The sequence below is a fragment of the Chitinivorax tropicus genome (assembly GCF_014202905.1).
Lineage (GTDB): Bacteria > Pseudomonadota > Gammaproteobacteria > Burkholderiales > SCOH01 > Chitinivorax > Chitinivorax tropicus.
The window spans coordinates 1-15,800 of the sequence record NZ_JACHHY010000037.1; the positions used below are offsets into that span (position 1 = coordinate 1).

General features: G+C 56.1%; 1 protein-coding gene. It reads left to right on the top strand.

Annotated elements, in window-relative coordinates:
• The coding region (locus HNQ59_RS18410; RefSeq protein ID WP_184041866.1) for an FG-GAP-like repeat-containing protein at window positions 1–15,800 on the top strand (15,800 nt) is incomplete at both ends.

Genomic DNA, 15,800 nt, shown 5'->3' on the forward strand with positions numbered 1-15,800 from the left:
CGGTGATGGCAAGGCGGATCTGGTTGAGATTCGTCGAGAGAGTGATGCCAAGGTAACAGCCACAACTTGGTTGACAACCGAGACAGGTTTGGTGAAGGGAGAGACGACGGATATCTCAGCCAACAATCCATACCGTGCCCGTTATTATCTGGCGGATCTGAGTGGTGATGGTAAGGCTGATCTGATCGCACAATGGGACAATGCTGGGACCACCTATCATACTGAATGGACACTGAGTGGTAAGGGCTTTGTCAGGGATCAGGAAAGCCGCTCCTGGGGCGCGCTGGACAATCATCTGCAGACTTTGACATTGGATAACAATGCAGATGGCCGGCAGGACGTTGCGAGGACCTTCAAATACAACAGTGAACTGTGGGTCGGCATCAACCAACGTACCGTGGGTGGGTTGAATAATTACAGTGAAATGAAGTTGGATGCCTGGAATGAAACATCGCGCTTCTTCGCTGCAGATGTCAATGGAGATGGTAAACAGGACTTGATTCAGGTCTATACAGGGGCGGATAGCAATACCCACGTCAGACACTGGGTCTCGAACGGTTTGCTGTTTACCTCCGGTCAGGATGTCTCAATCGGTGAAGTGCGGCCAGGTGCGCACTTCCTGGTTGGGGACTTGAATGCAGATGGCAAGCCGGACCTGGTACAGATCTGGCAATCGACTGACAAACAGGCCATGGCGCAGATTCTGCGTGCAACTGCCTCCGGGTATAGCGGCGTATCATCCAGTGTATTGGGTACCTGGCATGAAGATGCACAATACCGCTTGGTAAGACAAAACGGTGATAACCGTCCGGATCTGGTTGGATCATGGCAGGAGTCTGATGGTCGTTGGACCAGCACTGTCTGGCGTCAACAAGCGATGCCAAACCGCTTCATGCCAGCCATTACGCAAACTAGTGTGGCTGGCGATGCATTCCAATCTACTGCTGTCCAGTTTGCAGCCGGTGATCGTGATACCTTGGCTTCCAGCGCTATTGCGCTTGCCGGCGCAACAAAGGATGCGTTCAATTCTTCGGCTGAGGTAACTAAAGATGCGTTTGGCACGAATGCCGCACAGTTTGCTGCGCCAGTAAAGGATGTTTTTGCGACAACTGTACAGCAATTTGAAGCGCCCGCTGCTGATCAGTTCACAGCGGGGCAATCAATCGCCGTTGCCCGTGATGTCCGCTTCTCAACAAGCAACAGTCATGTCGCAACTTCAGCGGGTTTCAACAACGCCTGGTATGTTAGCAATCCAGTCGCAGATGGTGTGCTGGGTGGGGCGCAAGTGGCGCAGCCTTCCAATCGTCCGATGCAGGACGACAGTATCTTGGAAGCGGTTCGAGCCCATGTAGGAATAACCAGCCGATCAGTCGGCGTACAGCACCTGTTTGATGTCGCTGGTCGGGAAGTGTTCACCCTGAGTGTGGATGGCATGCTCACCGAGCGCCAATATGACGCCACCGGCAAAATGCTGCGGGAAAGCCATTACGCTACCCCGATACTCAGTAGCAGCCCTTTGACCTTAGCCGAGGTACAGGCGCGCCTGGCGATCTTGCCGAAGACCACCTTCGACCGGCATGTGTACGTGGTGTATGACTTGGCAGGCCGCGAGCGCTACCGCATCGGTGCCGATCGTGCTGTCAGCAGCATCGACTACGATGCTGCTGGCCGGATCGTACGGCGTACCCGGTTTGCCCAGGCACTACCGGGGAACATCGACCTGACGCAACCGTTGACCTTAGTCGCGGTGGCCCAGGCTATGACCGGGGGTGACCATACGCAGGATCAGATCGAACGACAGGGCTATGACGCAGCTGGTCGCCCAATCTACAGCATTGATGGTATGGGGTATGTCACCGAGCGCCGTTTTGATGGTGCCGGTAATGAAATCGGTCGACGGGCCCACGCCGGGCGGGCTGACCTGGCTGTTTGGGATGCGGAACAACGCCTGACTACCGACGGTGTTCAAACCGTGCTGCGCAGCCATGCTTTCTACGATGCCGCCAACCGCTTGGTGGTGGAGCTGGATGGTGAAGGATATGTCACTCGCCGGGTGTATGACGTAAGTGGCCAATTGATCCAACGCATCCGCTATGGCACGGCCTTGAATGTGGCTGACAGTGCTGATCTAGCGACCGTCCTGAGTAAGTTGCCGGTGAAACTGGATAACTTGTTGGATGGGGTCGAACGCTACGTGTATGACACTGCGGGCCGTCTGGCGATCACCATTGATGGGATAGGCCGGGTAAGACGCAGTGTGTACGATGCTATGGGCCGTGTGGTACGCACAATTCAGTATGCAAAGATTGCTGCAGATAGATTGAATCTAGCCGATTATGGTAAACCAGCTGCGGCTGATCGAGTCACAGATGTTGTTTATGATGAGTCGGGTAGGGTGCGCTACACAATTGATCCAGAAGGGGTTGTCATTGAGCAGCGTTATGACTACTTAGACCATGTAACGCAGACAATCCGTCATCAACAACGTGTCAGTACACGCCCTTATGATGTGGTTGAGTTGAACATCAAAGATGCAAACTCAAAAGACAGGACCCTATTTGATCCAGCACTGGCTTTCTCTCGCACTCAAAATCCAAATGGTCAATGGCAGTATGGTTTTGCTGGAAAATTGGGTGATTTCACCCGATTTGAAAAGCCAGAGCATAATGGCCAGGGGTTTGATTTATGGCGACAAACCACGACCACTCACCCATTCATTGCGCATAACAGTTCTGATCAGCGGATTACTTGGAGTAGTTCATGGTTAGATGCCAAGCAGATGAGCTTTCACCCTGGTGCTACCGATAAAGATCGTTTTGCGATCTTGCGTTTTGTTGTGCCAAGCAAGGGAACCTACTCACTAAACGTACAGTTCTTTGCAAATGACCAAAGTGGGACAACTTCCGATGCTTATGTGTTATTGAATGGTAAACAGTTATTCGGCAGCGATGTGACCCGTGGGTTGAATCCGATTACTGACCAGATAATTGAGTTGAATGAAGGGGATACGCTTGACTTTGCTGTAGGGGTCGGTCCGAATGGCAATTACAATAATGACTTGACTGGTATTGCTTTGCGGTTATGGCAGGGAAGTCCGACGCTGCTGGCGGGGCAGGGAGCAATCAATAGTGCTGCGGCATTATATGCATTGACTCAGGATCTTCAGGCATCATCAGTATCGCGAGAACGGACACACTACTTCTATGACGAAACAGGTCGGATGCGTTATGGAGTAGATCCGGAGGGGCGCGTTACGCACTATCGCTACGACAGTTTTGGCCAACTCATTGGCAGTATCGTGCATGCAGACCGCCTGGTGGATTCAGTACTGACATTGGAAAAGCTGGAAGCGCAATTTGCCAATGCGGATAGCCAAGATCGTATATCGCGCGTGATTTATGATGTAGCCGGGCGAGAGCGATTCCGCATCGATACATTGGGTTACGTGATTGAGACGCGCTATAACAACCAAGGCCAGCGAAGCGAACAAATCGCTTATGCCAAGGCTGTCAAGACGGATGAGGTACTGGATGCCGCGACCGTTATCAAAGCGCTACAACTGGATGCTGCCGATCGCCATACAACCTATCGTTATGACGCAAGTGGGCGCTTGAGTGAGCAGACCACCTCAAACAAGACAGAACGTTTCACTTATAACGCTGCGGGTCTGCTTGTGACCCGAACCGATGGTTTATTGCATCAATGGCAACAGCGCTATGACCAGCGCGGTTTGCTGGTGGAAACCAGCAATGATGCTGGCGAAATGACCCGCTATGGGTACAACGCCGCAGGATTGCGTGAAAGCATGACTGATGGCAACAAGTACACCGCGCTCAACCTTTATGATCAAGCAGGGCAAGTGGTGGCGTCGCTGGATGGAAAGGGTCAGGCGGAGCGCTATCAGTACGATGCATTTGGTAACCGCATCGAAACAATCGACCGCTTAGGAGCCCGTACTCGGTATGAATACGACAAGGGAAACCGCGTAATCCGCCAATTCAACGCAGATGACCATTTCAAGCTGAATCAGTACGATGACCGCGGTAATCTGGTCATGCAACAGGTTGATTTGGGTTTAGCGGCAAATCAGTCCACCCAGGTTATCAATGGTGGTTTTGAGGCAGTCTACGTTGGGAACTATACCTTTAGGCCAACCGATCCCGCTTGGCGCTATGAAAACAATGCGGGTGTCGCTAGCTTATTACTCCCGAATGTGTCAGGAGAGGGCAAGCAAGGTGCCTTCATCCAGGCGAACAGTGCCATCAGTCAGACTCTCGAACTACGGTCTGGGGCGTACTTACGTTTCAAGGCGGCTCAGCACCCACAGACCATCAAGGATCAGCGCTTCCAGATACTGCTGAATGATGTTCCGCAAGGGGAGCCTATTGTTCCGCCTTATGGAGAGTATGGTGAATTCGTTATCCCATTGAATGTACCTGCTGATGGGAAATACACCATCACCATTCGTTCCACCTGGGCAGATGTACCCGGGCACATTTCTGCGCAAGTAGATGATGTAAGGATTGACCAGCCAGCCGTTGCAACAACAGTGAACCGTTATGACAGCTCAGGCCGACTGCTTGCGAGCGTGAACGCGGAAGGGGAGGTGACAACGTATGAATACGATACCTTTGGCAACCGTGTGGCCAGTGTGCGGCATGCGGAGAAGGTACTGGTATCGGCAGATAGTCGCACTAGTCTGCCAGGGGTGGATGCAGCCGATGAAGTGACCCGCTATAGCTATGACCGTGCCGGTCGGTTGGAAACGATCACCAATGCCCTCAAGCAAGTCAGCCGTCACGAATACGATGGTTTCGGCAATGTGGTGCGTAGTACCGATACGGGCAAGCAAGTCAGCCAACAACGTTTCAATGTGTTGAACCAGTTGCTGGAAAGCACCGATGCGCTGGGTCACAGGACGGTATACGAATACGATGCCGCCGGTAACCGTATCCGCAGCAGCCTGTACGAGGTAGGCAGTACCGTGCCGACTGTGGTCAACCGTTATCGTTATGACGCAGCCAATCGCTTGGTGGAAGAATCTATCGATGGCGTAGCTGGCAGCACCGTCTATGGTTACGATAACGCCGGTAACAAGATCAGTGTCACCGATGGCAAAGGGTATACCACGCGCTATACCTATGATGCCAACCGCCGCCTGGAAACTCAGACTGACGGCGAAGGCAATGTCACCCGCTACGGTTACGATGCGGTCGGTAATCGAACCCGCATCACCAACGGCGCGGGTCAGACCACAAACTATCGCTACGACAACCTGCGGCAGCTGGTGGAAGAAATCGATGCTAACCAGATCAGTGTCAAACATCGGTATGATGCAGTCGGTAACCGGATTGCCGACATCGACGGCAATGGCAACACTGTTCAGTTGCGTTATGACTTGGTCAACCGCCTGGTCGGTGAAACCAGTGCTCGCACCGTGGTCACCCGCTACCAGTACGATAGCTTCGGTAACCTGCGCACCAAACAACGCGGCAATGCCGAGCGGACCATCAGCTGGCGATATGACTATGACCTGCTCAACCGTCAAACTGCCGAAGTCAGTGGTGAAGGCTACCGCACCGAATATGGCTACGATGCAGCCGGTAATCGCACCATCGTGCGTAAAGCACTGGATCAGTCGGCCAGCCAATGGCAAGTCACCCGACAGGGCTATGATGCGCTGGGCCGCGAGGCCTGGCGCCTGCAAAGTGGTGGTCAACTGACCCGTACTCGTTACGACGCCCAAGGCAATGTTGCCAGTCGTACCGTGTATGGCAACGTCAGCGACATCCCGGGTAGCGAGCCGGTGCCCCGTCATGGCGATAGTGGCCTCAGCGTCAGCTACCGTTATAACGGTCGTCGCCAGCTGGTCAGCGAAACTGGCGTAGATGGCCAAGTTACCACCTATGGCTATGACGCTGCCGGCAACCTGCAAGAGAAGATCGAGTTCAGCGGCACCGCGCAAGCCCGCCGCACTGCCTACGAATACGATAAGGCCAATCGCAAAGTCCGCGAAACCGATGCATTCAAAGGCGACACCCGCTACGCCTACGATGGTGCCAACCGTATCATCACTCGAACCGAAGTGGCTGGCCATGGTCGCCTCAGTGTCACTCATTTGAAGTATGACAGCGTGGGCAACTTGGTCCGTCAGGAAGACGCTCTAGGTAATGTGGTGATCCAGCAGTTCGATAACAACCACAACCTCAAAGAAAAACGCGAAGCGGACGGCACTGCTGCTCAGCGCATCACCACCTACCGTTACGATGCCGACAACCAGGTCATCGAGATCAACGGCAGTGGCAGCCAGCAACAACTGCGTTACGACGCCTTCGGCAACAAGATTGAAGTCCGCCTGGGCGGAGATCGCGGCCCGCGCAACCTGTTCCGTTACGACAATGATCAACGTTTGATCCAGTCCACGGACGGTAATGGGGTGGAAGCGACCTACCGTTATGACGGCGTCGGCAATCGTCTGGAGAAAGTGGAAGGCAGCAACCAGGGTAATCAGGCCCGCCTGATCCAGGTGCGTTACGACGCGGCCAACCGTGTCAGCAGCGAAACCAATGCGCTGGGTTACACTACCAGCTACACCTATGACGACCGTGGCAACCGCGCCAGCGTCACCGTCGGCCAATATCTGCTGACCCCGCAGGACACCGGCTATGATGCAGCGAAGGCCGCCTTGGCCAAGCCGACCACCACCCACTACACCTACGATGCAGCTGGTCGAGTATTGACCATGCTCACCGCTGGTGGCCGGTTGACCCGCAACCAGTACGATGCCGCCGGCAATTTGGTCAGCAGCACCCTGAGCCGAGCCGATGGACAGGATGCCCGCACCACCCGCTATCGTTACGACCTGTTGGGCCGATCAACCCATGTTATCGATGCGGAAGGCTTCGGCAGCCTGGTCGAGTATGACGAAGCCGGCCAGAAGACTCGTGTCAGCAGCGGCGTCTACCTGCTGCAAGCGGGGGACAATGGTTACGATGCCGCCAAAGCTGCACGTGCCGCCACCTTGGGTACTCGTTACGAGTACGACCTGAACGGCCAAGTGACGGCTGAAGTGAACGGGGCTGGTGATCGTACCGAGTACCGCTACGATGGCCTGGGTAACCGCATCGCCAAAATCCAGGCGGCCGGTACTGTCCTGGCACGCACTACTACCTACCAGTATGACAATGCCGGTCGACTGGTGGAAACCATCACCCCAGAAGGGGGGCGCAGCAAACGCCGCTATCACCCTGTCTTTGCGGACAAAATCGTTGCTGAAGACATCCTGCAGGGGATCAACAGCAATGGGCAGGAAGTCTGGCTGAGCCGGACCTACGGTTACGATGCCGCGATGCACCAAGTGAGTGATCACACTGATGCTGGGCTGGATTTCGGCTACAGCCATGATGTGTTTGGCAACCAGACCGATAAATGGCTGAGTGTCAGCGACAGCACCCGCTCCACAGAAAGCGAAGGCCCCCGTGTGGCTGGTAGTGGCTTGCATGTCGTCCATGTTGAATACGATGCGCTGGACCGCAAGCTCAGCGAAACCGATGCGGATAACCACACCAACCGCTTCCGTTATGATAGCCGTGGCAACCTGATCTGGCAGCAAGACGCGCTGGGGCGCGTGTCGCGTTTCTATTACGACCAGGATGGCCTGCTGGTGATGGGGGTAGAAGCCACCGGTGCGGTGACTCGCTACCAATACGATGTCAATGGCAATAAACTGGCGGCTCGCCAGTTCGCCACTCTGCTCGGTACACCTGTGGCCGACCTGGACGACTTCCTGGCGCCTGTCGTCGGCGAACAGACCACTGACCGGCTCAGCCAGTGGCAATACGACCTGGCAGGGCAAGTGCGCAGCGAAACCCAACCAGACGGCAGTCGTACTGACTTTATCCGTGATGGTGTCGGCCAAGTATTGGAGCAACGTGCCTACGCCAACACTACCCAACCTCGCATTACCCAGCTCAGCTACGATGCTGCAGGTCGGTTGCAGACACAACTGGAACCTACGGGCCTGAGAACCACGCTTGGCTACGATGCAGCAGGCAATAAAGTGCGCCAGGAAACGGTGGATACCCGCAATCCGTCCAGCGCCGCCCGTATTACCACCTGGGAGTATGACCGCGACAACCGCCAGATCACCGAGGTCACCGATCCGGCGGGTTTGAAGCTGATGGTTCGTGCTGAATATGACAAGGTCGGCAATCTGGTCGCACATATCGATGGGGTGGGTCGTCGCAGCGAATTCCGCTTCGACCGCTACAACCGGCAGATCGAGCAGCGCGATGGCGCCGGCAACCTGGTCAGCAGCGTCAGCTACGACGCGCGGGGCAGGGTACAGACTGTCAGCGACGCCAAGGGGACTGTCAGCTTCACCTACGATGACCTCAACCGCAAACTGACCGAAACCCGACAAGTCGCATGGCAATCATTGATTGGCAGCGGTAGCCAAGTGCTGATCCGCTATCAATATGATGCTGTAGGTAACGTGGTGCAACTGACCCAGCCGGATGGTGCCCGCTCAACCCGTTACTATGACGAAGGCAACAGACTGGTGGCGGAACTGGATGTTGATCAAGTCCTGCACCGCTATCGTTACAACGCTTATGGGCAAGTCACGGAAGAAACCATCCACTTGACCCGCCTCGACCCGAGCGCACATAACCCGCAGCAACAGCTGACTACGCCGCCAGGCGAATCGCGGCTGATTCGTCGGGATTACGACTTGGCTGGGCGGGTCACCCGCGTCCGCTATCCGGACATCATGGTCACCGAACTAATCGATCGCAACCGCGTCAACCCGGGTGTCAGGCAGACCGTCATCACCCCGGAAGAAAGCCATGTCTACAACGCCTACGGCGAAGACCTGGACAGCCGGGGCAAGGATGGTCGCCGTACCTTGCAATACTTCGATGCGGCAGGCCGTGTGGTGGCCAAGGTCGATGCCGCCGGTTATCTGACCGAGCTGGACTACGACGCCAGCGGCAACGTGCTGCAACAGCGGGCTTATCTGGGTCAGCTGGACCTGGCCGGCCTCAACCTGAACCAGCGACCAACTGGGGTGGGCGGCGTTGCCATCACCGACTTCCGCTTTGATGTGGCGGGTCGTCTGGTGGAGCAATTGGACCCAGCTCGGGACGTAGCTGACAGCGCCGGTAATGTACGCAATGGCTACCGGCCTAAGACGGTGTTCTCATACAACGCGGCAGGTCAGTTGACCCATAAAGCCATGGGGGCGGACAGCAGTAATACGCTGCACAGCTGGCAGTATTTCGATACAGCCGGACAGATGGTGGGCACCATCGACCAGAAGCGCATGTTGACCTTGTTTACCTATGATGCTCGTGGCAACAAGACCGCCGAGCAGAAAATGGGCCGGGCGGTGGCACAAGAGGTGGATCTGTCCACTCTAACAGGTGACTACGCGGCACTGCATGCGCTGGTCAGTGGGCCGAGCAATAACTGGACCATCAACTATGTATATGACGCTGCAAACCGGCTGATAGAACACTACGAACAGGCGCAATTGGTCAACAAATACGCCTATGACGCTATGGGCAACCGGACCTATACACAGGATGCCATGGGGCGGACGACCAATACGGTTTATGACGCAAAGGGACGTCAGATCAAGACCATCGGTGTCGATGGCAGTGGTACCGTGGCGCGTTACGATGCTGAGGGCAATCGCACCTTTGTCTATACCGGGGAAATGCCAAATCAAGCCACACTACCCAAGGAAATCAGAGTAGAGCAGGGCGTAGCATTACAGATCAACTGGCTATTCAGTACGCCAATCATTGGTGGGCGGAGCTGGGTGGTGTACGGCCCACAATCCAATGTCGACATCGATGCATATCCAGGCAGAACCGGTGAGCAATTGGCAACCGAAGGCCAGCATGTTGCCGAGGTACCCAAGCCCGCGTCCGGCACACAAGTCTATTTCAGGATAGTCAGCCAAGATGCCGCAGGTAACCTAAGTTGGAGCGAAGAAAAGGTACTGACTGTCGCACCTCAATATGACAAAGTTGAAGTCTATGAGGTCGGCAACGGCACGTTGCGGTATCGCATTCATTTTGAGGATGGCGTGAATGATCCAGTCATCCACGTTCATGGAAGTGCGACGCCATTGATACTGAAGCCTACTGGTGATGGATACTATCAAGCCGAAGGTGAGATGCCGCATGAAATGACGTGGCTGTCTTATGTCATCACATGGCGAGATGCCAGCGGTAAACAGCAGACCGGCATCATGCAGACACTTTCACGCATTGGTCAGCGGGCAAGCCCATCCAGCGCGGTGTCACACGAGGTAGTCAACCCCGCCATAGGTAATGCAGCTGAGTTTGGTTACAAGTTGGTACTGGATACAGGTTTCGATGCCCGACAACTCAATGAGTTCCAGCTGGTATTGGCTGAAATCCAAATGGCTGGTTCCACTGCCATCCATAGAGCCAGCGCTCTAGTGAAGGATGTCGCCAGCAATGAGCACTATTCACTAGTCGTAGGTAGTACCAGCGACATGCTGGCTGCTGGTCAATATGACATCAGATTAAAAGGGATGCGGGCAGATGGCAGTGTCGTTGATCTCGATCGCTTCAACTATGTGCTGACGCCCCTGCCAGCACCCGCTGTCGGATCTGATCCAAACAAACCGATCACATCTGAGGTGAAGCTGATTCAGCACCTGAGTTGGCGCAACCCCCACAATGGGTTTACGGGGCAGTGGGTGATCGTAAACAAACAGCTACGAGCCGTGACGCAACAAGGCGATTCCACCATCATGGAGGGCAATGACCTTGTACTTGGCGACCACTACATGGAGGTTTATTACACCCAACAGATAGGTCAACGCCATCAGATCAATGTAAACACGACACAGGCAACACATCTCGAAGAAATAAAGGTTCCTGACGGGTATCAGGTTGACCTGAGTTGCAAGTTGTCCGAATCGCAGCGGCAGAAGGCCAAAGCCGTGTATTTTGCCTTGCAGCCCGACACCTTGGACGGCACAACAAGCGACTTCATGTCGAGCAATTGGCTACGACAGGCACTGGAATTGAAAGGAGACCGCTTCACTGGCCAGATGACGCATGTTGTGAAGGGTAATTACCGCGTTGCACTTTTCAGTGTTGATGCAGAGGGGAAAGTGGAGGTGCTACAAACCGGCAAGGTGCCAATCAGCGCCAATGTCACCTTCCCTTACGGTGGTCCGTTGGATCAACGTATCACTACTGCCGAACAGTTCAGGAAGGAAACCAACCAGGTACCGACGCCAGATACCTACCACCTGGATTATGTCGTCACATTGACACAGGAGGAGCTGGCGTCCATCCAGGGTAAGCTGAAGGTCAGTTATTATGCTGAAGGCAAAGCCAAGATCGAAACCCTCGACATGGTGGCGGAAGGTAATGTGCTCAAGGCCCGCTTGCCCGATCTCAAGGGCAAATATGAAATCAAGGTCTACTACCAGAATGCTGATGGCCGAACCGTCATTGTGGATTGGCGTCAGCACGAACCAAAAAACTCCCTGGCTTCAGAGGGCTACAGCGCTGTCATCCTTGGCAAGGAGCAGGATATTCATCTGACCAAAGATGTCAATGGGTTGCATGTTGCTCTGGGTTCCTACCTGGGCCCACAAGCAGCGGCGAAACGGGCACTGGAGGTGTCAGTATTGCCTACGGGATTTGGTGCTGGGCAGCGCCTCAACGACGGACGGCTTACTGGGTATTACCTTGAAAGCCGCTACGACGCGGCAGGCAACAAGATCGCCAGCAACGAAACCGACGGCATCTGGCGTGAGTATGGGGTGGATCAGGCAGGCAATGCAGTGCTGACTCAGCTGTATGACAAAGCGGGCGGGGCGTATCAAGGTAATCAACTGGCTGAATTCGATGGCAGGGGCCGAAAAGTGGCAGAGTGGGGTGCTGCATACACAGCCTATCGTGACGGAGATGACCCCACGGCCACGGTGCAACGCCAACACATCCGCTATCGTTATCATCGCAACGACCAGATTGCCGATCAGGTGACCCTGCTGGGCGATGTGGGCGGCAACCTGTTTGATGAACCACTCGACCCAGGCTTGGCGACCCGTCAACGTACAGTGTTCGATGCGGTAGGGCAGAAGCTGGCTACCACCGACGCGATGGGTAACACCGTCCGTTATCAATATGACGAAGCGGGGAGGCTGGTCGCTACCATTGATGCAAGAGGCTATCGCAGCAGCAACCGCTACGATGCATCGGGCAATCTGGTGGAAGAAATTGATGCAGTGGGTGCGCGCACCCAGTATCAGTACGATGACTGGGGCCGTCGCATTATCAAGCGTGATGCGCTGGGCCGAGAGACATCTTATGGCTGGCTGGGGGACAGGCTGATCCGCCAGGGCAATCTGGAATTCAGCTACGATGCCGTCGGCAACCGCCGCATCATCCGTGAGAATGGCATTGCCATCCAACAGGATCATGATGCGATGAACCGGGTGATTGCGGTACACACCTGGGAGAACGGCGTCGAGAAGATCGAGCGCCGCGCCTACGATGTGTATGGCAACCTAGTTGGTGAGAGCAAAGGGGACGATTGGGGCAAGGCGTATTGGTATGGCGGTTTCAACCGCTTACAGCGGATGAATGATGAAACCGGCCTAGTGACTTATTACGAATACGATGGACTAGGTCGGCAGATACGCGAGCACAATGCAGAAGGAAAGGACATCCGCAAAGCGTATGACGCAGCAGGCCACCTGCTCAGCGTCACCGACCTGGCCACTGGCAGCCAGACCACCTATCGCTACGATTTGGCGGGCCGTAAAGTACATGAGCGCTTCGACGGCCAAGGTCAAAGTCGCGATCTGCGCTATGAATACGACGCATCAGGCCGACAGATTGCATGGCGTGACCGGGTCACCCAGACTGGTAGTCGCAGCGAACTGGATGGCAACGGTAACCTGACCCGTATCTGGCATGATGGTATGGGCCCTTGGTTCGACCGGCGTTATGAATTTGATGGCAACAACCGTGTCACGCGGGAAAGCCATGGCGATGGACGGCTGGTGCATGCTTTCCATTATGACGGAGTAGGCAACCGGGTCGAAGACAACGATGGCGGTCGGGTAGTCCACTATCGCTATGACGCACAGAACCGGGTGGTAGCGGCACAGTGGTATGGCAGTGTCCAAGTGTCAGCGGCAGCGGCGGGTTTTACCGACCTCAACGCGCTGAGCAGCATGCTGGGGATCACCGACCACCACGCAGACAGCATACAGCTGCAAGGTGGTCAGCAGACGCTGACCCTGCCTGCCAATAGCCGGGTCACCCTGCGCAACTTGGCACAGACGCACTTGGGGGATGCCAACCTCTGGCAGCGCATCAGCATATTGGGCTGGTATCGTCCGGCAGACAACGGGCCACGCTTCAATCGGCACGGCGTTGAGATCCCGGCAACCACGACGAACACCGCGTCGATCCTGGAGCCGGTCATGGGTGAGATCGGGCCGGACAGTGAGCTGGGGGAGGGCATCGTCATCCAGTTCAACCTTACCTTACGCGACCTGGCACGGGTCCACTATGGTAACGAAGCAGGCTGGACCGAGCTGGCACAAGCCAACGGCCTGAGTGACCCGGATGCCGTACTGGCGACCGGCACACAACTCAAAGCGCCGCACCTGTGGCAGATGAGCTGGGAATATGACACCCGTGGCAACGTGACCAGCGTCAGCCAAGGGTATGGGTGGTACTACGCCAAGCGCAGCCTGAGCCAATATGACGGGGCCAACCGTAAGATCCATGGCGAAGAACAAGCGTTGGTGAAGGTCAGCTACCCGATCTCGGAATCTTTCCGTAGCCAGGACTTTGACAACCGCTGGCAGACCCGCACCAACTGGCAAGTGGGCTATGCGCTGGGCACAGAGCAACGCACCGACATGCGTTATGACAGCCAAGGCAGGCTGGCCCAGCTGACGACCCGCATCAGCGGCTCACTGCGCCCCAATACTGCCACCTACTTGGCGCTGGGCAGACGCAACCTGCAACAGACCCAGTGGATGAGTGCAGACGACAAGGACTACGTCTACAACTACCGCTATACCGCTGATGGCCGGGCGAGTGGCATCAGCGGGTATGGTCCGAAAGGCGGCAATGGATCGACGGCGTTCTACTACAACGCCAACCGCCAACTGATCCGTCAAGTACAAGGGCAGGGCGACGGCATGGAGCGTGGTGAGCAGAGCACCTTCGTATATGACAACGATGGTCATATCCTGCACAAATGGCATGACAGTGGGCGCAAAGACAGCACGGTGGAAGTCATCCACTACCTGTACGCGAATGGGCAGGCAGTGGGTGAGACAGGACAATACACCGACGGCAGCATCAAGACCCTGATCGAAGACGGTCGGTTTGCCCGTATCGAAACCCTGAATCGAGACTTCCCAAGTGGCACGGTGAGCAGCTACACCGCCAAAGGCGGGGAGAACCTGCGGCAAGTGGCAGGCAGCGTCTGGGGCAACCCGGCACTGTGGTACCTGATTGCCGACGCCAATGGACTGCGTGGCGACAGCGAACTGCAAGCCGGTCAGAAACTGACCCTGCCCCCGTTGAACCGCAGCGACACAGTCAACAGCGACAGCTTCCGGGTGTATCGCGAAGACGAGATCATCGGCAACCAGACACCGAACATCCAGACCCCGCCGCCGAAGAAGAAGTGCGGTGGGTTTGGGATGATCCTGATGATCGTCGTGGCAGTGGTGGTGACAATCTTCACCGCAGGCGCTGCATTGGCCGTGATTGCACCGGGCATGACAGCGGGGATGACCGTGATGGGGGCCGGCATGGCGGCGCTGGGCGGCTCCATGGGCTTCGCCGGCATAGCGGCTGCAGCGATAGGCGGGTTCGTAGGCTCCGTGGCAGCACAGGGTGTCGGGAAATTGACTGGCGACGTACAACACTTCAGTCTGCGCCAAGCCGTATTGTCTGGAGTGGCATCGGGCCTGGGGGCCGGGCTGAGCTGGGCAGCCAGTGCATCGGGCGCAATCAGCAGCTCCACCACGACCCTCAGCGGCGTGACCCAAGGTGCAAATACAGCCAGTCAAGGATTGGGCATGTTAGGCAGCATCGGCAACTATGCCCAGATGGCCATGAGCGCCATGGTGGGCAATGCCCTGACACAGCGTGCCGCCATCCACCTGAAACAGCAAGAGCACTTCAGCTGGCGACAAGTGGCAGTGGCCGGTGCGGCAGCCCCGATTGCCCATGCCCTGGGGCAACAGCTGGACGGGCTGTTGGGTATCGACCGTCACATCAACCCGCTACTGCAAGATGGCCTGAAGAATGGAGAGGTGTTGTCCAGACTCTCGACGCGGCTGCTAAGCAATACCCTGACCAACCTGGTGGACAGCGCAATCCAGCACAAACTGCACCAGGAACTGGATCGGCGTGGCCGGTATCAAGGGCGCTATCGGCTGGGTGACCAACTGCCAGGCGCAGTGGGAAACAGCATCACCGACGAGATCAAGGGCTATTACACAGCAGGGGCAAGGCAGACACTTGATGAGGCATCGAACCCACGTGCCAACTTGCATCCACCCGCCCAGAACCCGTTCCTGATCGACCGCGACCCGGTCAACCTGCCCCGCAACGACGTAAGCTACTACCAAGACCAGATGGCGGGTGGCAAACTGCCGCTGATCGATAACCGAGAAGGCATCGACCCCATCGACCTGATCGGAGTTGATGGTGAAAATGACTTCAACCACGCCATGCAGCTGCGAGAACGCGGGGTGGCACTGCAGGAGA